Source organism: Streptomyces sp. NPDC055749, assembly GCF_053617235.1.
The window spans coordinates 1-18,207 of the sequence record NZ_JBSHFH010000090.1 but is presented as its reverse complement, the minus strand read 5'-3'; the positions used below and the strand labels follow the sequence as shown (position 1 = coordinate 18,207).

Annotated in this window: 24 protein-coding genes; 15 read left to right on the top strand and 9 right to left on the bottom strand. The window is 68.9% G+C overall.

Annotated elements, in window-relative coordinates:
* On the bottom strand, positions 1 to 143 hold a 143-nt coding region (locus ACWGO0_RS35970; RefSeq protein WP_453541364.1), incomplete at its 3' end, for a TetR family transcriptional regulator.
* Between the two features lie 91 nt (positions 144 to 234).
* On the opposite strand from ACWGO0_RS35970, the gene ACWGO0_RS35965 reads away from it, so the two are divergent.
* Positions 235 to 681: an anthrone oxygenase family protein gene (locus ACWGO0_RS35965; RefSeq protein ID WP_453544475.1), complete on the top strand. Its 447-nt coding sequence runs from the start codon at positions 235 to 237 to the stop codon at positions 679 to 681.
* Between the two features lie 88 nt (positions 682 to 769).
* Positions 770 to 1,198, top strand: coding sequence for a DUF4267 domain-containing protein (locus ACWGO0_RS35960; protein WP_453544479.1), 429 nt, complete (start codon positions 770 to 772; stop codon positions 1,196 to 1,198).
* Between the two features lie 110 nt (positions 1,199 to 1,308).
* Here the strand turns inward: ACWGO0_RS35960 and ACWGO0_RS35955 are convergent, their stop codons facing one another.
* Complete coding sequence (locus ACWGO0_RS35955) at positions 1,309 to 1,902, bottom strand: CGNR zinc finger domain-containing protein (protein WP_453544473.1); 594 nt, start codon at positions 1,900 to 1,902, stop codon at positions 1,309 to 1,311.
* A 140-nt stretch (positions 1,903 to 2,042) separates the two neighbouring features.
* Here ACWGO0_RS35955 and ACWGO0_RS35950 point away from each other — a divergent pair, with 140 nt between their 5' ends.
* On the top strand, positions 2,043 to 3,305 hold the full coding sequence (locus tag ACWGO0_RS35950) for an MFS transporter (RefSeq protein ID WP_453544471.1): 1,263 nt from the start codon (positions 2,043 to 2,045) through the stop codon (positions 3,303 to 3,305).
* 103 nt (positions 3,306 to 3,408) lie between these two features.
* On the opposite strand, the gene ACWGO0_RS35945 is transcribed toward ACWGO0_RS35950, so the two are convergent.
* Entirely contained in the window at positions 3,409 to 4,326 is a 918-nt protein-coding gene (locus tag ACWGO0_RS35945; protein WP_453544469.1) for an NADP-dependent oxidoreductase, read from the bottom strand.
* Positions 4,327 to 4,447: 121 nt separating this feature from the next.
* Here ACWGO0_RS35945 and ACWGO0_RS35940 point away from each other — a divergent pair, with 121 nt between their 5' ends.
* Positions 4,448 to 4,897, top strand: a complete 450-nt coding sequence (locus ACWGO0_RS35940; RefSeq protein WP_453544467.1) for a winged helix-turn-helix transcriptional regulator — start codon at positions 4,448 to 4,450, stop codon at positions 4,895 to 4,897.
* Between the two features lie 66 nt (positions 4,898 to 4,963).
* On the opposite strand, the gene ACWGO0_RS35935 is transcribed toward ACWGO0_RS35940, so the two are convergent.
* Genes ACWGO0_RS35935 through ACWGO0_RS35925 form a run of 3 tightly spaced genes read right to left on the bottom strand, consistent with a single transcriptional unit; the run spans position 4,964 to position 6,250 of the window.
* Positions 4,964 to 5,212, bottom strand: a complete 249-nt coding sequence (locus tag ACWGO0_RS35935) for a DUF397 domain-containing protein (RefSeq protein ID WP_453544465.1) — start codon at positions 5,210 to 5,212, stop codon at positions 4,964 to 4,966.
* Entirely contained in the window at positions 5,205 to 5,393 is a 189-nt protein-coding gene (locus ACWGO0_RS35930; RefSeq protein ID WP_453544463.1) for a DUF397 domain-containing protein, read from the bottom strand. Before ACWGO0_RS35930 ends, ACWGO0_RS35935 begins: the two co-directional genes overlap by 8 nt.
* Positions 5,394 to 5,404: 11 nt before the next feature.
* Complete coding sequence (locus tag ACWGO0_RS35925) at positions 5,405 to 6,250, bottom strand: helix-turn-helix domain-containing protein (RefSeq protein ID WP_453544461.1); 846 nt, start codon at positions 6,248 to 6,250, stop codon at positions 5,405 to 5,407.
* A 202-nt stretch (positions 6,251 to 6,452) separates the two neighbouring features.
* Here ACWGO0_RS35925 and ACWGO0_RS35920 point away from each other — a divergent pair, with 202 nt between their 5' ends.
* The 7 genes from ACWGO0_RS35920 to ACWGO0_RS35890 all read left to right on the top strand — a co-directional run bounded on the left by ACWGO0_RS35920 (position 6,453) and on the right by ACWGO0_RS35890 (position 12,494).
* Positions 6,453 to 6,929 carry an ATP-binding protein gene (locus ACWGO0_RS35920; RefSeq protein ID WP_453544459.1) on the top strand — a complete coding sequence of 159 codons (477 nt, stop codon included), beginning with the start codon at positions 6,453 to 6,455 and terminating at the stop codon, positions 6,927 to 6,929.
* The gene (locus ACWGO0_RS35915; RefSeq protein WP_453544457.1) at positions 6,926 to 7,486 is read left to right on the top strand and encodes a hypothetical protein; all 561 of its coding nucleotides are present in this window, start codon (positions 6,926 to 6,928) and stop codon (positions 7,484 to 7,486) included. The genes ACWGO0_RS35920 and ACWGO0_RS35915 overlap by 4 nt, the downstream gene beginning before the upstream one ends.
* 323 nt (positions 7,487 to 7,809) lie before the next feature.
* The gene (locus ACWGO0_RS35910; RefSeq protein WP_453544455.1) at positions 7,810 to 8,073 is read left to right on the top strand and encodes a hypothetical protein; all 264 of its coding nucleotides are present in this window, start codon (positions 7,810 to 7,812) and stop codon (positions 8,071 to 8,073) included.
* The gene (locus ACWGO0_RS35905; protein WP_453544453.1) at positions 8,070 to 9,857 is read left to right on the top strand and encodes an alpha/beta hydrolase; all 1,788 of its coding nucleotides are present in this window, start codon (positions 8,070 to 8,072) and stop codon (positions 9,855 to 9,857) included. Before ACWGO0_RS35910 ends, ACWGO0_RS35905 begins: the two co-directional genes overlap by 4 nt.
* 80 nt (positions 9,858 to 9,937) lie before the next feature.
* Positions 9,938 to 10,390 (top strand): hypothetical protein, encoded by a 453-nt coding sequence (locus ACWGO0_RS35900; RefSeq protein WP_453544451.1) that lies wholly within the window; start codon positions 9,938 to 9,940, stop codon positions 10,388 to 10,390.
* A 92-nt stretch (positions 10,391 to 10,482) separates the two neighbouring features.
* Positions 10,483 to 11,493: an NlpC/P60 family protein gene (locus ACWGO0_RS35895; RefSeq protein ID WP_453544449.1), complete on the top strand. Its 1,011-nt coding sequence runs from the start codon at positions 10,483 to 10,485 to the stop codon at positions 11,491 to 11,493.
* Positions 11,494 to 11,759: 266 nt separating this feature from the next.
* Positions 11,760 to 12,494 carry a phosphatase PAP2 family protein gene (locus ACWGO0_RS35890; RefSeq protein ID WP_453544447.1) on the top strand — a complete coding sequence of 245 codons (735 nt, stop codon included), beginning with the start codon at positions 11,760 to 11,762 and terminating at the stop codon, positions 12,492 to 12,494.
* Positions 12,495 to 12,515: 21 nt separating this feature from the next.
* Here the strand turns inward: ACWGO0_RS35890 and ACWGO0_RS35885 are convergent, their stop codons facing one another.
* Together ACWGO0_RS35885 and ACWGO0_RS35880 are read right to left on the bottom strand one after the other, a co-directional pair.
* A complete protein-coding gene (locus ACWGO0_RS35885; RefSeq protein ID WP_453544445.1) occupies positions 12,516 to 14,189 on the bottom strand; it encodes an FAD-binding oxidoreductase in 1,674 nt (557 codons plus the stop codon).
* Positions 14,190 to 14,204: 15 nt separating this feature from the next.
* Positions 14,205 to 14,405: a hypothetical protein gene (locus tag ACWGO0_RS35880; protein ID WP_453544477.1), complete on the bottom strand. Its 201-nt coding sequence runs from the start codon at positions 14,403 to 14,405 to the stop codon at positions 14,205 to 14,207.
* A 245-nt stretch (positions 14,406 to 14,650) separates the two neighbouring features.
* Between ACWGO0_RS35880 and ACWGO0_RS35875 the strand changes: the two genes are divergently transcribed.
* Positions 14,651 to 15,550 (top strand): hypothetical protein, encoded by a 900-nt coding sequence (locus ACWGO0_RS35875; protein ID WP_453544443.1) that lies wholly within the window; start codon positions 14,651 to 14,653, stop codon positions 15,548 to 15,550.
* A 129-nt stretch (positions 15,551 to 15,679) separates the two neighbouring features.
* The gene (locus ACWGO0_RS35870) at positions 15,680 to 15,838 is read left to right on the top strand and encodes a hypothetical protein (protein ID WP_453544441.1); all 159 of its coding nucleotides are present in this window, start codon (positions 15,680 to 15,682) and stop codon (positions 15,836 to 15,838) included.
* Between the two features lie 79 nt (positions 15,839 to 15,917).
* On the opposite strand, the gene ACWGO0_RS35865 is transcribed toward ACWGO0_RS35870, so the two are convergent.
* A complete protein-coding gene (locus ACWGO0_RS35865) occupies positions 15,918 to 16,322 on the bottom strand; it encodes a metal-sensitive transcriptional regulator (RefSeq protein WP_453544439.1) in 405 nt (134 codons plus the stop codon).
* A 200-nt stretch (positions 16,323 to 16,522) separates the two neighbouring features.
* Here ACWGO0_RS35865 and ACWGO0_RS35860 point away from each other — a divergent pair, with 200 nt between their 5' ends.
* Together ACWGO0_RS35860 and ACWGO0_RS35855 are read left to right on the top strand one after the other, a co-directional pair.
* Positions 16,523 to 17,143, top strand: coding sequence for a DUF47 domain-containing protein (locus ACWGO0_RS35860; RefSeq protein WP_073720505.1), 621 nt, complete (start codon positions 16,523 to 16,525; stop codon positions 17,141 to 17,143).
* A gap of 5 nt (positions 17,144 to 17,148) precedes the next feature.
* Entirely contained in the window at positions 17,149 to 18,147 is a 999-nt protein-coding gene (locus ACWGO0_RS35855; RefSeq protein WP_453544437.1) for an anion permease, read from the top strand.
* Positions 18,148 to 18,207: the final 60 nt, after the last annotated feature.

The following is an 18,207-nucleotide window of genomic DNA, read 5'->3' as shown; positions in this document are numbered from 1 at the left end:
GGCTGGCTGTACTCGATGCGCTCGGCGAGCCGGCGGGTGGTGACCGCGTCCCAGCCCTGCTGCTCGGCGAGTTCGCGGGCCGTCGCCACGATGAGCCGTTCGCGGACCGCCCGTTCGCGCTGCTTGCGTTCCTGTACTGACATGATTCGATCCTAGCACCGCTAGACAACCGAGCGGCAGTAGCGCTAGCGTTGCCTCATCACCTAGCGACGCTAGATCCCAGGAGGGGTCATCATGCTCAACGCACTCGAGGTATTCACCACCGTGGTCGTCGGCGTGATGGTGGGGGTGGAGTTCTCCGTCGCCTTCGTCATCAACCCGATCCTCAACGCACTCCCCGAGGACAGCGGCCAACTGGGCCGCGCCCACGGGGGCCGGATGCTCGGCGCCGTAATGCCCGTCTGGTACATCACCTCGCTCGTCCTCGTCGCGGTCTGGGCCGTCGCCGGATGGCACGACCAGGGCACCGGCCTCGTTGTCACCGCCGGCGCGCTGCTGATCCTCAGCGTGGTCATGTCGATCCTGCTGCTCGTCCCGATCAACAACCGGAACAAGAAGTGGACCCCCGAGAACCGGCCCGAGGACTGGAAGGAGCAGATGAACCGCTGGGACCGCTTCCACTACGTCCGCGTCGCCGTCATCATCGCCGCCTTCGCCCTGCTGGTCGCCGCCCTCGCCTGAGCCCACGGGCCGACACCGCGCCGGTGTCACACGATCCCCGCTCCCCGAGCGGCTCACCAAGCTGACGACGACTCGCATGGAGAAGAACATGTCGCTGAAGAAGATCAACACCGTCCTGGCCGCCACCTTCATCCTCTTCATCCTCTGGTTCGGGACGGGGTACATCCTGAGTCCGGAGACGATGGCGCCGGGCTACGGCCTGCCGAGCCGGCCGTCCGGCGACGGCGACGGCTTCCTGGTCATCAAGGGAATCCGCGACGTCGTCCTGGCCCTGGTCCTGGGCATCCTGCTGGTGACGGGCCACCGCCGGGCGCTGGGCTGGGTGCTGCTGGTGGAGGCACTCGCCGCGTACGGCGACATGGCCAACGTGCTGGCCCACCAAGGCTCCGTGGCCACCGCGCTCGGCGTCCACTGCCTGACCGCGACGCTGATGGTGGTCAACGGCCTGCTGATCACGCGCGAGACCCGCAACGTCGCGGTGGCCGCACCGGCAACGCCCGCCCCGCAGCCCGCCTAGCCGGCGAGCTTGAGCGCCTTCTCCAGCCCGGGCCGGATCTTGGTCCGGGTGGAGACATGGCAGTCGTTCGTCCGGCCGGGCAGAACTCTTGGCGCTGTCCGGTGGATGAATCAGGGCTGGTGGCTCTTCGCCTTCTGCCGAGCGTAGTAAGCGCGGGCGCGGTTGCGGTCGCCGCAGTCCTTCGTGTTGCACCAGCGGCGGTTCCGCCGCGGTGACGTGTCCAGGTAGACCCATCCGCACTTGGCGTCTTCGCATTGGTGGAGGCGGTCGAGGTCGTCGCGCTGGGTAAGACCCACAAGCCCGCGGACGATGCGATTGCGGGGCAGGCAGAGACCGGCGTCACGGTCCTGCCATTGCCAGCGGTCGCCTGCGTGGACCAGGTCGGCCGTGGCGATCGCCGCCCGGTACATGCTCGCGAGATCTGCGGCGGCTTCGGGGTCGTCGTCGAAGAGGGCTCCGTAGGCACTCTCCCGCGCTTCGACGACCTGCTCCCGTTCCCGCTCGGCCCGGGCACCGTCCCGGCCTGCGAGGTCATGCAGGGCGGCGGCCTCACCTGTGCTGATCAGGTCGGATTCAACGCACCACTCGACGACGTCGGAGAAGGTCCTCAGGGACTCAACGCGTTCGGGCCCGCCGAGCCGCCAGGCAACGGTGTTCACCAGGTCGAGCATGCGGTCACCCGCGATGTGGCCGAACCTCACCATCAGCTCCTCCCGCCGGCGCAAGGCGCTCGCGCCCGTAAGGCGGCTCTCACGGGCAAAAGCATTATTGCATGTGAGGTGATCCTCTTGGCATCATGCCTAATCGGCCAATCATCCATGAGATCACCGCCAGGAGAACGAGCGTGCCCGTCGCCGCCCTCAGACCGTTCACCGCACTGTGGACGTCCCAAGCGTCCTCGAACCTCGCCGACGGGGTGTTGCAGGCAGCCGCACCGCTGCTCGTCGCCACGCTGACCCGCGACCCGCTCGTGGTGGCGGGCATGACGGTGGTGCAGTTCCTGCCATGGCTGCTCGCAACCCTCCCCGCCGGTGCGATGGCCGACCGCATGGACAGGCGCCGGATACTCGTCCTCGGCAACTGCCTGCGCGCGGCGGGGTTCGCGCTGCTCGCCGTCGCCCTGGCCAACGGATGGCACCACGTCGGACTTCTCTACGCCGCGGTGTTCATCGCCGGCTGCGCTGAAACGCTGGTCGACAACGCCGCTCTGGCCATCCCGCCCCGCCTATTGCCCCGCGAGAAGCTCGAGCGCGCCAACGGCAGGCTGTTCGCCACACAGTCCGTCATCAACACGTTCATCGGTCCGCCCGCCGGCGCGGCGTTGTTCGCGCTGGCGGCATCGGCGGCCTTTTACACCGGCGCGGCCGCTTTCGCCCTCGCCGGCCTGGCGGCCCTGCTGCTGCCCGCGCTGCGCCCCACCGGCGAGGAACACGAGCACCGCCGCTCGAACCCGACCACCATCACGCAGGACATCCGCTCCGGATGGGCACACTTCTGGCGCCACGACCTACTGCGCCGAGTCGCGTTCATCTCGGCGGCGATCAACTTCTTCGGCGCGGCCACCGGTGGACTCCTCGTCCTGCTGATCACCGGGCCGTACCAACTGGCGATGTCGAACTACGGCCTGTTCATCGCCGTTCCCGCAGCCGGCGCGATCGCCGGCTCACTGCTCGCCGAACACGTCGTGCCCCGCATCGGCGGCGGCCCCACCACCTGGCTCGCCGCCCTCACGCCGGCCGCCGGCTACGCCGTCCTCGGACTGGGTAACAGCACACCCCTGGCCCTGGCCGCGATGTTCGGCGCCGCTCTTGCCACCTCACTGAACCAGATCGTCGTCAGCACCCTGCGCCAAGCAGCGGTCCCCGACGAACTCCTCGGCCGCGTCACCGCCGCCTACCGCCTGATCGTCCTGGGAGTCGTCCCCCTCGGAGCCCTCGGTGGCGGCCTGCTCGGACGCGGCCTGGGGATCCGTGCCACCTTCATCGCCGCAGCCCTCGGCCTCACCCTCGCCGCGATCCCACTCGCCTTCCGGGTCACCACCCAGGGCCTGCGCGATGCTGAAACACGGCCCTCGACCCCGCTCCCGCTTCGAACCGGCTCCCACTGATAGCTGGGTCGGCCGCGCAGCAGGGACCAGCCCCTGGCGTTCGAGGCCCCCGGCGGGCAGGTGCCTGTGGGCCCGGTCGGCGGCGCACTCGGCGCCGGGCTGGTCAGGGGCAGATGATGTAGCGCCCGCGGAAGCCGCCCTTGGCGGTGGCCCGGTGGGCGTCGGCGGCCTGGTCCAGGGGGACGACCGCGTGGACGCGGGCCGGCAGTTCGCCCGCGGCGGTGCGGGTGAGGAGGTCGGCCAGTCGGGCGCGGTCGAGAGCGGTGACCACGGAGGTGACCGAGATTCCACGCGCGGTGGGGGGTTCGAGGCCGGGCCGCATGCCGACGTAGGCGCCGCCGTCGCGGACCAGCTTGACGGCCTGGTCATTGAGTTGCGCGGGGTCGACGACCGCGTCCCATTCCGGCTCGGCGTGTGCGGTGAAGTCGGCACCGAGGCCGCGGACGAACTCCTCGTCGCCGGCGCGGGCGAGCCCGGTCACCTGCCAGCCGCGTTCCGGGGCGAGGACGGTGACGTTCGCCCCGACCGCCCCCGCGGCGCCGGTCACCAGCAGCCGGCCGCCCCCGGCGGGAGCATCGCCGAGCAGGTCGACGACCTGCGCTGCGGCCAGCCCGTTGAGAGGGACCGTGGTCGCGGCCAGCAGGTCCAGCCCGTCGGGGACCGGGGCGACGTCGGCCGCCGCGACCACGATCTGCTCGGCGTACGTGCCGTAATCGCGGTCGAATCCGACCACCAGACCGGCCACCCGGGTGCCGACGGCCAGGTCGACGCCCGGCCCGGCCGCGTCCACGACGCCGGCGAACTCCCATCCCAGACCGGTGTATTCGGGCTGCTTCACCAGCCCGATCGTGTGGAAGAAGCCCGCTGCGACGCCCAGGTCGGTGGGGTTGACCGTCGCCGCGGCGATGGCGACGCGGATCTGGCCGGGGCCGGGCTCGGCGACGTGCACGTCGATGATCTCGATCGAGTCGGGCCCGTTCGGGACGCGGACGACAGCGGTACGGAAAGTGGCGGCACTCATGGCTTTGTTCCCTTGTGATGGGGTGATCGCTTCCGAGTTCCATGCTGGTTTCGTTAGCCTCCTGACGGAAGAGAGCACTTGAAGGTGCGTAAGCCGCCCTCGGGTACGGAAGGAGCGATCGATGTCGACGCGGACTGCGGCCCAGCAGCGGGCCGAGGAGAAGACGAGCTACAACGCGTTCATGGCGGGCTGCCCCAGCCGCCAGCTGCTCGAACGGATCTCCGACAAATGGGTCGCGCTGATCCTCGCGGCGCTCGGCAGCGACGGCCCGCACCGCCCCGGGGTCGACCACGAGGACGGGCCCCGGCCGATGCGCTATTCCGAACTGTCCCGGCGGATCGCGGGCGCCAGCCAGAAGATGCTCACCCAGACCCTGCGCTCCCTGGAAGTCGACGGCCTGGTCACCAGGACCGTCACGCCCACCGTGCCCGTCACCGTCACCTACGAGCTCACCGAACTCGGTCTGTCCCTGAACCACGTCATGGCCGGCCTCAAGGACTGGGCCGAAACGCACATGGCCGACGTGCTCGCCCACCGCGAGGAACACCACCGGGCCGCAGCTGAACACTGAGCCTGCCGCGCAGGACGGGTCACCACGGCGGAAGCCGTGACGAGCGCTCGTATCAGGGAATACGGATCACGGCGCCGGAGTGACGGTCGAACTTGTCTCGGCGAAGTGGTCGAACTCGCCGGCCACGACGCCCTTGGTGAAGGCCTCCCACTTGGCTCGTGTGGTGGTGACGACGGTGTCGGGGTCGCTGGTCTCGCGGAGGTGGACGAGATCGTCGGCGGTCCCGAACGCGATCTCGATCCAGGGGCCGGGGCCTTCCGCGTCCTCGGGGGCGGCGCGGGTCCAGGTGAGGTCGGCGGGTGAGTCGTCAGTCATGGAGGGCGTCGTCCTTGACGGTACGAATGAGGGCGGCCCACGCGGCGGGCGTGGTGCGGAGTATGGAGGCGGTGGGGTCGCTGCTTTCGGTCAGGTTGACCGTTCCCTGGTGGGCGGCGACGTGCACGCAGGAGTTGCCTTGCGCGCAGTAGGACGACTTCTGCCAGACGAGAGAGGGCATCTTGGACTCCTTCACAGGTTCCGGGCGATGTTGTGGATGAAGTCCCGGGACTTCTCGCGGTCGAGCGCGGTGCCTTCCATGCGGCCGAGGAGCACGCGATATTTCTCCAACTGGACCTCGGCGTCCAGAAAGACGGGGCCGTGGGACTGGTCCAGGTTGACCGTGTCGAGCTGCGGTACCTGGCCGGCGAAGTAGTAGATCGACTGACCCGATCCGGAGAAAGCTCCAGCGGAGAACGGGATCACCTGAAGGGTGATGTGGTGGCGCTCGCTCGTCTCGAGCAGATGCCGCAACTGCTGGCGGGCCATCCCAGGACCGCCGAACTGCATGCGAAGCGCAGCTTCATGGATCACGACCTGCTGAGGGATCGGTAGGTCCCGGAAGAGGACCGCCTGCCGTTTGATGCGGAACGAGATGCGGTGCTCGATGTCGGGCGGCGACAGTTCCGGCACGTCCTGGCGGAACACTTCGCGGGCGTACTCCGCGGTCTGGAAGAGGCCAGGGATGTGGACGGTGACAGCTGTACGAAGTTGCCGGGCGTGGTGCTCGGCTTCTGCCAGGTCGAGCAGGGGGGTGGGCAGGATCTGCCTGTACTCCTCCCACCAGCCGCGTGTGCGGTCAGCGGTCATATCGCTCAACGCGGTGATCAGGTTCTGGTCCGAGCAGTCGTAGTGGCGAGCCAGAGTGCGCACTCGTTCAGGGCTCACGCCGACGCGTCCGGCTTCCATGTTGCTGATCTGGTTCTGCTTCACGCCAAGTAGCTGACCGGCCTGCGTGGCAGTCAGGCCCGCGCGCTCGCGCATTTTGCGCAGCTCGCCACCGAACCGGAGTTGACGGCCCGTTGGGTTGGTCCTCATGAGCGGGTTCGCCTCCTTGAACGGCTGGTCACCCACACGGGTGGCAGTTTGCGGATTCCCTCAATTTCGGTTAACACGTTAGCTGGAGCTCGCTACCTTGAGACTCAGGCCACCGCCCAGAAGTACCCCGCTCGACGGAGCGGTCCAGTCACTGGGCAGCGAAGAACCCTCATGCAACTTCCCTCCGTGATCGGAGACTTCCATGACCCTGGCCACCGTAACGCCGCCCTGGGCCTACACCCTTCAACTCCCGCGAGATCCCCGGGCGCCAGGCGTGGCACGTACGACTCTCAGAGCCGTCCTGCGCGTGCACGGCATGTCGGAACTCACGGATACCGCCGAGCTGTTGGCCACGGAGATGGTCACCAACGCGTACCAGCACTCGACGGGCGCGTACTCGCTCCGCCTCCGAGGCGCGGGGCGGCAGCGGATCCGGCTCAGTGTGTGGGACAGCAACCCGGAGATCCCGGAGCCCTTCGGCGGGCGCGGATCCGGCGGCGTACCGCAACCGCCGCCGCTCGCCGAGCGTGGGCGTGGACTGCACCTCGTATCGATGTGTGCCGACAGCTGGGGCGCGTACGCGATGTGCGGGGGACTGCCGGGGCAGGGCGGGAAGTTGCTGTGGGTGGAGTGCGCGTGGAAGGCCGAGGGGGAGTACGGATGGGGCGGGCCCGTTTGAGCGAGTCCATCTACGGTGTCAGAGCCAGGACCTGCAACGACGCCACGTACGAATGGTTCAACATCCACAAGCGTGACGTCCTGACAGGTGCTGCTGAGAAAGAGACCCTGGGCAGGGGAGGGGGCAAGCTCACGCACAAGCTGATGACGCTCCACACCCCGAAGGTCGCAGTCACGTTCGAGAAGGGGGCGGGCGGCGACGCCGAGGCTGCGCTCCGCTCGCTCGGCGTCCACATCGGAGACACGGAACCCGACGACTTCGAGGGCTACTCGTTCGCCGACGTCGGCCGGCCCGCTCCGGATGACGACGGCAGCGTCACGATCGACGGCGCGGGGACTTACGTGAACTACGCCTGGGTTCGGCAGGTTACCGCCGACTTCCGCTACACCTGCGGTGACGGCGAACGGGGGGCGGGCCGAGCGACCAGCTGGATCGTCGACGGCTCCGGCATCGTGGAGTGCTCGATGAAGGCTGAGGACTCGATACCGGGGAGGACAGCGAGCGCAGCTGCTCGGCTGTCCTGCGGCCCCGAGGCCCCTGCAGCCACGCCCGAGTAGGCCTGATCACGCGGACACGGTACGGGGACCCTCCACCGATCGAGTGAATCAGGCTGTCCGCCCGCGCTGTCCGCGACGCCCGGGATTCAGGGGTCCGGGCAGGTCCGGGGCGCTCGCGGTGCCGTGTGGGTGTGGCATGTCGTGCACCGCTGAACTGGGACAGTGCCGCTCCACGATCAAGAAGTGGGGTGAGCGGGGTGGCCGTGGTGGGGCAGCAGAGGCTCAGTGACCTGGCCGGTCATCGGGGTGGTGGTTCCGGCGGGAGCGGGACGCTGAAGCACAGCGACGGGCCGTGGACGCGGGCGGCGGGGGGTGCGGAGGCGATGCGGACGCATCTTGCGCCGGTGAAGTCCGAGCTGGGGGCGGCGCACGAAGGGCTGTTGGCGGGTGCGGGTGAGCTGACGGCGCTGGCGGAACTCGGTGCCGTACGCGAGTCCTGGGAGCGGCGGATCGCGACCGCGCAGGGCGAGTGCGCGAGCCTCGCCGGAAAGCTGCGGGCCGTGGCGCGGGCGCAGGGTGAGACGAACGAGGCCGTGCGGTCGTCGTTCGCGCCCGTTTCGGCCGGGGGCGGGGGCGGAGCGCGGTGAGCGGGTCGGCGCTGACGTGGGCGAAGTTACGGGACCTGAAGTGCGCCGAGCTGGAGGGGGCGGCCGACGGCTGGGGCAGGGCGAGCAACCGGGCGGACGCGGCTCGTGACCGGATCGAGCAGCAGTTGCTGAACGGTTTGCGGGAGACGGAGCAGGGCGAGGCGGCGGATGCGGCGGTGGGCAGGCTGCGGCAGTTGAGCCGGAACTTCCAGTACGTCTATACGGAGTGCGGCCTGCTCCGTACGACGCTGAACAGTCTGGCCCACGAGATGAGGGCCCAGCAGCGGGCGTTGGCGGATGCGTTGGAGGACGCGGGTGCGTTGCGGTTCACGGTGCACGCGGACGGATCGGTGACGTATCCGGCGGCGGGTGAGGGACTGGTCGACGGGAAGCCCCTGGTGGGTGGGACGGCGTCCGGGGGAGGGGTGCCGGGTCTGGTGGCGCCGTCCGGGCTGGTGGCGCCGAATCCGAACACCGCGAAGGCGCAGGACATCGCGGACCGGGTCGTGAAGGCCGTACGGACGGCGGCCGAGATCGACTGGCGGTACGCGCGGCTTCTGCGGAGGCTCAGGGCGGAAGAGGGCCTGAAGGTCCCGGACTCGACGTGGACGGACGCGGCGGGGGATGCGGCGGCGGTACGGGGTGCGGCGCGGGGGTACCTCAAGGACAACATCCCGCTGGACGCGACTCCGGCGGAACGCGGGGCGTGGTGGGCCGGTCTGACGCAGGAACAGCGGGAGGAGTACCTCGCGGTGTACCCGGACCAGATCGGCAACCTGGACGGGATCCCGGCGCTGGTCCGCGACACGGCCAACCGCGACAACCTCCAGTTGCTGATCGGCAAGCTGGAGGGGCGGGACGACGAGGAGTCGGTGACGAAGCTGGCGGGGTTGCGGGAGATTGATCGGCAGTTGCACCTGGTCCCCAAGCCGGGCGAGCCGCCGATGTACCTCCTGGGTATCGGTGACGAGGGCAACGGTCGAGCGATCGTGTCCTATGGGAATCCGGACAGGTCTAGGAATGTGGCGGCATATGTTCCGGGGCTGAATACATCGCTAGATATGAAGTTCGCAGAGAGCGATCTCAAACGTGCGCGTGATACTGCCGCTACGACCCGTGAGCTCGACCCCTCCAGCGCGGCGATTGTTTGGCTTGGGTATGACGCCCCGCAGGCTCCTGATGGCCTGGACAGCCTGGCTGTCGCAGGTGATGAAAGAGCAGAGGCAGGTGGTCGCGCCTTCAATGGGTTCATGGGTGGATTGGTGGCGACCAACGAAAACGAGAATCCGCATATGACGGCAATTGGGCATTCGTACGGGTCGCGGACTGTAGGTGCAGCCACGCAACAGGGGGCTGGAGTGCCTGGGCTGGATGACATTGTGCTGGTTGGTAGCCCTGGGGTGGGCGTGGATCGCGCTGAAGATCTTGGTGTGGGCAAGGACCATGTCTTTGTCGGTTCGGCGGAGAATGATGTGGTTACCAAGGCTCCATCGAAGTTGCAGGGCAATCTAACAGCCGCTATAGGGCCAGTTGGATATGTGGTAGGCGGACTGGCGGATCGCGGGGATGACGACCGGTGGTTCGGTAAGGATCCCGCGAGCGAAGCTTTTGGTGCCAGGCGCTTCCGGGTGGATGACGGGCCGGCATTGGTCGGTACGCATGGGGTGTCGAGTGATGCGCACTCTCAGTACTTCGATCCGGAAAAGGATGTCACGTCAGCAGACAGTATTGCTCTGATTGCTGCGGGTAAAGCGCACAGGATCAAGGTGGAGGAGCCGCGTTGAGGAATCTATTGCGAGTCGTGACGCTGACTTTAGCGTTGAGTGTCGTGTTGCCTGGGTGTGTGAGTGAGAAGAGGGGCAGTATGGACATGCAAGGGGCAGCTGAACGTTCTGATGAAATCCTCGACGCAGTACTCAGTGAGCTTCACCCGGCCGTGAAATGGGCGCACGGCCCAACCACGACCGGAAGCTGCGATGTGTCCCGTCGGCGCGCAATTATGACCGTTATTTCGCCGGAGCGGCGGGGTAGCTTTCTTGGTCTCGTGGATCGCTTCTGGCGTAAGAGCGATTACCGGATGGAGGCGGTAAATAACGATGAGGAATTTCCGGCAATCTACGCACAGACCGATGAAGGATTCGTCGTAAGCCTTCGCTTCGGTGGCGAGGGGCAAGCGTTCTTGCGCGTGGACAGCCCCTGCGTAGAGAAGTCCACCGTGGCCGACTCCACCACTAAGCCCACCGCCCCCGCCTTCGAAGGCGAGTACATCCCCCGCCCCAACATCCGCTCAGACTTCTGGTCAGCCGGAGCCCCCTGACCCCGCGTCACCACCCCCTCGCACGCCCCCTCCACCCGTACACACCAGCGAATCGGCCCATGAACCGGGCCCGGATGGGGGATGGTTGAGGGGTGCGGAAATACTGGGTGGTCGTCGGCGGTGGGATCGGGCTGTGTCTGTGCTTCGTGGCGCTGCTCGTCGTCGGTACGTACTCCGCCGCCGCCGGCATCGCCGGGGGTGGTGGGGGTGGGGCCGTCGGGCTGGCCAAGGGGGCCGTTCCCGCGCGGTATCAGCCTCTGGTGCAGAAGTGGGGCAACCTCTGTCCCGCCATCAACCCCGCCCTCCTGGCCGCGCAGTTGTACCAGGAGAGCGGATGGAACCCGCGGGCCCAGAGTCATGCCGCCGCTCAGGGCATCGCGCAGTTCATCCCCGGGACCTGGGCCGCGCACGGTGTTGACGGGGACAATGACGGGGACCGGGACGTGTGGGACCCGGCCGATGCGATTCCTTCCGCCGCCTCGTACGACTGCGAGCTCGCCGGGTACGTGAAGAAGGTGCCGGGCGATCCGACCAACAACATGCTGGCGGCCTACAACGCCGGCGCGTACCGGGTGATCAGGTCGGGTGGGGTGCCCGCGATCTCGGAGACGCAGAACTACGTCAAGATCATCCGGTCGCTGGAGAAGAGCTTCGCCAAGCCCATAGGGCGCGTCGCGCCCTCGCGGCAGGCGGCCGGGGCCATCTACTTCGCGCAGAAGAAGCTCGGGACGCCGTATCTGTGGGGCGGCAACGGGACCGCCGAGCAGGGCGGGCGGTTCGACTGTTCCGGGCTGACCCAGGCCGCGTACCGGACCGTCGACATCGAGCTGCCACGTGTCGCCAACGATCAGTACAACGCCGGGCCGCATCCCTCGCGGGACGAGCTGCTGCCGGGGGATCTCGTGTTCTTCTCCGATGATCTGACCAACTCGCGGGCCATCCGGCATGTGGGGTTGTACGTCGGCGGGGGATACATGATCAACGCCCCGTTCACCGGTGCCGTGATCCGGTTCGACAAGATCGATACCCCTGACTACTTCGGTGCGACCCGGGTCACGAAGGACGGTGCCGCGGCTCTTCCGACCGACCTCCCGCAAGCTTGACGCACAGCCGTCCATGGCCGGAACTCTCTGTGAAGCCTGGGCCCTGAGCTGCGACGATGAGTCACTCTTCGATAACGTCATGGTGATCATTCGGTGGAGGTCGGAACGTACGCAGCTGACAGACCGTTCCCTGGACTGGGACAGCATGCGCACTGACCATGCGGCACTGTCCGGACCACGCGGTATCGCACCGAATACGGGGGTCGACCGAAGCAGCGCACGCCTGTGTGCGCCGCAGCAGCAGACAAGGCAAGGGGCCGCGGCAGATGGCTGGACTCGCACTCGATGGGTCGAACCCCGACGTCAGCCTGCTCTACGACATCAACGGGCTGGCCAAGGCCTCTCCCGCATGGTTCGACCGGATCATGGAGTTCGTCGGTGAGTACGGGATCATGCTCGGCATGGTCCTGGTGGCTCTGTGGTGCTGGTGGAGTGTCCGCCGGCGCGGCACCGCCGAGGACTCCGTCACGGCCGTCGCGGGAATCGTCTGGGCGCCGCTGGCCGCCGGGATCGCCCTGCTCATCAACATCCCGATCCGGGGGTTCGTGGAGCGGCCACGCCCCTTCAACGATCACGACGGGCTCGAGGTCCTCGTGGCGGGCAAGACGGACTTCTCGTTCGTCAGCGACCACTCCACGATGGCGATGGCGATCGCCGTCGGCCTCTTCGTGGCCAACCGGAAGTTCGGGTTCGCCGCCCTCGCCCTCGCGCTCCTCGAAGGGCTCTGCCGCGTCTACATGGGCGTCCACTACCCGACGGACGTCGTCGGCGGATTCGCTCTCGGTACGGCGGTGGCCCTGCTCCTCGCGCCGCTCGCCATGGCCCTGCTGACGCCGCTGATGACCGCGGTTTCGCGATCCGGCCGGGGCGGCCGTCTCGTACGCTCCAGCAGGCCCCTTGCCGCGTCGGAAGCCGACGACCGGGGTATGGCGCTCGGGATTCCCGAGCCGAGGCCCGGGTCGGGCGGCGGTGGTGCGGGAGAGAAGGACCTCGCCGCCTGACGGGCGGCAGAGGGACAGGATCTAAAGGGACTGGGGGAAGGTGAAGAGGCCGGTTGGGTCGTACTGCCTCTTCAGGCGGGTGAGGCGGTCGGCCGCCCCGCCGTAGTACGCCTTCCTCCAGTCGGCCAGATTCGGGTCGACGTAGTTCTGGTACGCCGCCCCGGACGCGTACCGGCGCAGCGCCGCGTGTGTGGTTTTGAGCCAGCCTTGCTGGGCCGTTCCGGAGGTCCCCGGCTGCCAGGCGCCGATGTACTGGGCGAGCACCCGTGAGCGGCGGTGGATGAAGGCTGTTGCCTGCGGGTCGAACCGGTTGACCGCCCCGCCCAGCGCGGTGAGCGCTATGGAACCTTCGCCGCCGCCCTGGTCCACGGGTATCCGGGTGAATGCCTCCGCCCGGTCGATCAGCGCCCGCAGGCCCGCCGCGGAGAGCGGCCGGTCGAAGAAGTCGGAGGCCGCGGCGTAGCTGTCGCGCCGGAGCGCCCCGCCCTCGTTGCGGCCCGGAGTCGTGCCCGGCAGGTGGCACTGCGCCTCCGTGAGGCCCGAGCAGCCCGCGTTCAGGAGCGTCGCCTCCAGGAAGCTGCGCCGGCGCAGGGTTACGGAGGAGGCCGAGGCACCGATCCTCTCGGCGAGCCGGTCCACGGCGTTCTGCAGATCCCCGTACGTACCGAGCGAGAACGTGATGACCGAGACCGTCGGCATCCCCCCGCCCGGACCCGCGTCGAGGTGGACTGAGGACCAGATCTCGTCCGGCTGCTCCGGGCCCCACACCTGCCAGGCGGCGAGGACGGCCTGCGCGCGGGACCACGGGAAGGAGAGGAAGCCGCTGACGGCCGGGGGAGCCGGGTGGGTGCGGAAGCGGAGTTCGGTGACGACGCCGAAGTTGCCGTTGCCCGCCCCGCGCAGCGCCCAGAAGAGATCCGGGTGCTGGTCGGCGTCGACGGTGAGTGTGCGGCCGTCGGCGGTGACCAGAGTGGCGGAGGTCAGGTTGTCGCAGGTCAGGCCGTATGCGCGGGAGGCGACGCCGTGGCCGCCGCCGAGCGTCAGACCGGAGATGCCGACCGTCGGGCAGGAGCCGCCGGGGATGGTCCGGCCGTGGCGGGCCAGGCCCCGGTAGACGTCGATGAGTCTGGCGCCCGCGCCGATCGTGCCGTCGCCCTGTACGCGGGCGAGCGAGGACACGTCGATGACCAGCCTGCCGTTGCCGCTGGACCAGCCCGCGTACGAGTGACCGCCGCTGCGGATCGCCACCGGCGTACCTGACGTACGGGCGAAGGCCAGGCACTCGCGGACGTCGTCTTCGTGCCGTACGTACGCGACCGCCGCGGGCCTCAGCGCGTCGAACCGTGTGTTGTAGAGCTGTCGGGCACTCGCGTACGCGGCGTCACCGGGGCGTACGAGGAGGCCGTCGAGGCTGCGGCCGAGAGCCCGCCAGTCGATGGACGAGGGGCCGGGGCCGGGGGAGGCGGGGCGCGCGGGAGTGGGGGCGGGGGACTTGGGGCGGCCGGTGGCCGATGCGCCACCCGTGCCGCCCGCGCTGCCTTCGCCGTTCGCGGCGCAGCCGGTGGCCGCCGTCAGTGCGGCCACCGCGCCCGCGGTCAGTCCGGCGGTGAGCACCGTACGGCGCCGGGGCGCGGGGACGGGCGGCGGGGGCGGGGGTGAGGGCGTCGGGACCTTTCGGTGGTGCGGCCGGGTCATGTGCGGCCTCCGGGCTCAGCGTGCCTGGGTCTCGGGTGTGGAGAGGTGCTCTTCGGCGTCCGTGCGGGCCCGGTCGCGGGACCGGCGTGCGGGGCCCTTCCAGCCGCAGCTGCAGCGGGCCACACAGAACGAGCCCCGTTCGACCGTCGTGACGCTGTGCGGTGGAACGGCGGCATGCGGGTCGGCGGGAGTGGTGCCGGGCTGGGTCGGGATCATCCGGCCGGCCGTGTGGAGAGCCGGGATGCGGGTGTGGTCCAGGGCCTGGGTGGGGGCTTCCTCATACACGGGTCCACGGTACTGGTGGCGGCCCCCGGACGGAGGGCCGGTGCACCGGTCGATGTGCCGGAGAGGGGCGGCTGCCGAGACGGCGTGCGCGGGCGGCGTGACGGGGGGCCCCGGTGGTCGTTATGCGGGGCGGGTGGGGGGCTCGTGCCGGGTTGGTCGTTGGGGGTTGGCAGGCGATGGTGGTGCAGCAGCACAGGTGCGGAGGCGGGGCCCTGGCTGTCTGCGCCCTCGCCGTGGCGGGCGTGATGGCGGTCACCGCCGGGTGCTCCGGTGGGAGCGGCGGCAGTGAAGACGGCGGTGGGGAACGGCTGCGGGCCGGGGAGCCGGGGTCCGTCGGTTCCGCCGAAACGCTTCGGCGGGCGGCGGACGTGCTGGCCGCGGCGGGCAGCGCCGAGACCCGTACGTCGATGGAGACCGCGGCCGGCGGGACGCGGGTGACGATCAGGGGCCAGGGGACGTACGACTTCCGCAGGCAGCTGGGACAGATCAAGGTGGTCCTGCCGAAGGACGCCGCCGGGGAGGACGGGCACCGGCCGATCACCGAGCTGCTGGCCCCGGGCGCGCTGTACATGAAGAACCGCGGCGCCGGAGTGCCGGACGAGAAGTGGGTGCGGATCGACACGACGGCCCTGGAGGACGGGAACCTCGTCACAGGCGGGGTGACCGATCCGATGGCCGCCGCCGAACTGCTGCGCGGGGCGGGTGAAGTGACGTATGTGGGGAAGACGGAGCTCGCCGGGGTGACGGTCCATCACTACCGGGGGACCGCGGACCTCGGGCGGGCGGCGCGGGCCGCGTCGAAGGAGTCGCGGGGCGCGCTGAGCGCGGCGGCGAAAGGGTTCAGCACGGACGCGGTGCCGTTCGACGCGTACCTCGACGAGGAGGGGCGGCTGCGCAAGGTGCGCCACCGCTTCAGCTTCGCCTCCGAGGGGCCGGCGGTGGCGGTGGTGTCCACGATGCTGTTGTACGGGTTCGGGGTGCCGGTCACCGTGCGGCTGCCGGAGGGGGCGGACCTCTACACGGGCTTGATCGACCAGGGGCGGGGCGCCACGGGGCAGGGCGACACGGACCGGTAGGGCACGGGGGGACCGGTAGGGAGGGGGTCGGAAATGGTCCGTCCGTGCCATGCGCGGTGAGTGTTCCGCTCCCTACGCTAGGAAGCCGGTGCGCCAGGAGTCGGCGACGGCAGAGAGAGGTGACGCAACGTGGTGACGCTCAGCGCCCCGAACGCTCAGGACTGTTTGGCTCTGGCCGAGATCGAACTCTGCGGCGAGCTCATGATCGCGGCGTCGGCCGCCATCGAGGAGCGGCTCAGTCCGGACCGTATCGACGAGGTGCTCAACGTCGGGACCAGCGACTGCTAGCGGGCTCCGCATTGCCGGGCCCCCGGCAGGAAGGCCGCCGGGGGTGACATCCCGCACGTCGCAGGGCTCGCTCTCCGGCTCAGGTACGGAGCAGGCGGGCGATCGCCTTCGTGGCCTCCTCGACCTTCGCGTCGATCTCCTCGCCGCCCTTGACCGCGGCGTCGGCGACGCAGTGGCGCAGGTGCTCCTCCAGGAGCTGGAGGGCGAAGGACTGGAGTGCCTTCGTGGACGCCGAGACCTGGGTCAGTATGTCGATGCAGTAGACGTCCTCGTCGACCATCCGCTGGAGGCCGCGGACCTGGCCCTCGATCCGGCGCAGGCGCTTGAGGTGCTCGTCCTTCTGGTGGTGGTAGCCGTGGATACCGCGGTCGTGGTCGGTGACGACGGCGGCCGTACCGGCTTCCGCGCCCGACTCCGTGCCCGGCCCGCTGCCCGGCTCCGCGCCCGCGGAACCGGCTGCCTCAGTGGCCTCAGTGGTGGTCATTGCATCCTCCCGTTGTCCTGTTGCCCTGCCGTCCATATACCCCCGGCGGGTATATGATACCGAATCCAGCCGAAACGTGACCGGGGGTCCGTGCTGATCACTGTGCCCGATGGGCGACACTGAAGAACGCCGGTTAGCCGTGGCCGGATGATGCGCCTAGCATCAGCCTGACCGAATCCAAAGCATCCCGAGGACCCCACGTGCGCTTTCGTCTGACCCCCAGGGAGACGAGCTTCTACGACATGTTCTCCGCATCCGCGGACAACATCGTCACGGGCTCGAAGCTCCTGATGGAACTGCTCGGGGCGGATTCTGCCTCCCGAGTCGAGATCGCGGAGCGTATGCGGGCAGCGGAGCACGCGGGGGACGATGCCACCCACGCGATCTTCCACCAGCTCAACTCCTCGTTCATCACGCCCTTCGACCGCGAGGACATCTACAACCTCGCCTCGTCGCTCGACGACATCATGGACTTCATGGAGGAGGCCGTCGACCTGGTCGTGCTGTACCAGGTCGAAGAGCTCCCCAAGGGCGTCGAGCAGCAGATCGAGGTACTGGCCCGCGCGGCGGAACTGACCGCCGAGGCCATGCCCAGCCTGCGGACGATGGAGAACCTCACCGAGTACTGGATCGAGGTCAACCGTCTGGAGAACCAGGCCGACCAGATCCACCGCAAGCTGCTCGCGCAGCTCTTCAACGGCAAGTACGACGCCATGGAAGTGCTGAAGCTCAAGCAGATCGTGGATGTGCTGGAAGAGGCCGCTGACGCGTTCGAGCACGTTGCGAACACCGTGGAGACCATCGCGGTCAAGGAGTCCTGAACCTCGTGGACACCTTTGCGCTGGTCGTGACCATTGGTGTCGCGCTCGGCTTCACGTATACGAACGGCTTCCACGACTCGGCGAACGCCATCGCCACCTCGGTCTCCACCCGGGCACTGACCCCGCGTGCGGCCCTGGCGATGGCCGCGGTGATGAACCTCGCGGGTGCCTTCCTGGGCCAGGGGGTCGCCAAGACCGTCAGTGAGGGGATCATCGCCACCCCCGAGGGGTCGAAGGGGATGGGAATCCTCTTCGCGGCGCTGGTCGGCGCGATCATCTGGAACCTCGTCACCTGGTACTACGGCCTGCCGTCCTCGTCCTCGCACGCCCTGTTCGGCGGCATGGTCGGCGCGGCGCTGGCCGGCGGGACGATGGTGCACTGGGACGGGGTGCTCGAGAAGATCGTCATCCCGATGTTCATCTCGCCGGTCGTCGGTCTGCTCGCGGGCTATCTGGTGATGGTCGCGATCATGTGGATGTTCCGGAACTCCAACCCGCACAAGGCCAAGCGCGGCTTCCGTATCGCGCAGACGGTCTCGGCGGCGGGTATGGCGCTCGGGCACGGTCTCCAGGACGCGCAGAAGACGATGGGCATCGTGGTGATGGCCCTGGTCATCGCCGATGTCGAGGGACCGAACGACGAGATTCCGGTCTGGGTGAAGATCGCCTGTGCGCTGATGCTCTCCGCCGGTACGTACGCGGGCGGCTGGCGCATCATGCGTACCCTCGGCCGGAAGATCATCGAGCTGGACCCGCCGCAGGGGTTCGCGGCCGAGACGACGGGGGCGTCGATCATGTTCGGCTCGGCGTTCCTGTTCCACGCGCCGATCTCCACCACGCATGTGATCACCTCCGCGATCATGGGTGTGGGGGCCACCAAGCGGGTGAACGCCGTGCGCTGGGGCGTCGCCAAGAACATCATCCTCGGGTGGTTCATCACCATGCCGGCGGCGGCGCTGGTCGCCGCGCTCAGCTACGGGGTCGTCCGGCTGCTGTTCGGGTGAGGTGACGTGGCCCGTCGGGCCCGAAGCTCAGGAAATGGGTCCGCCCCGCTCTCCGTGAGG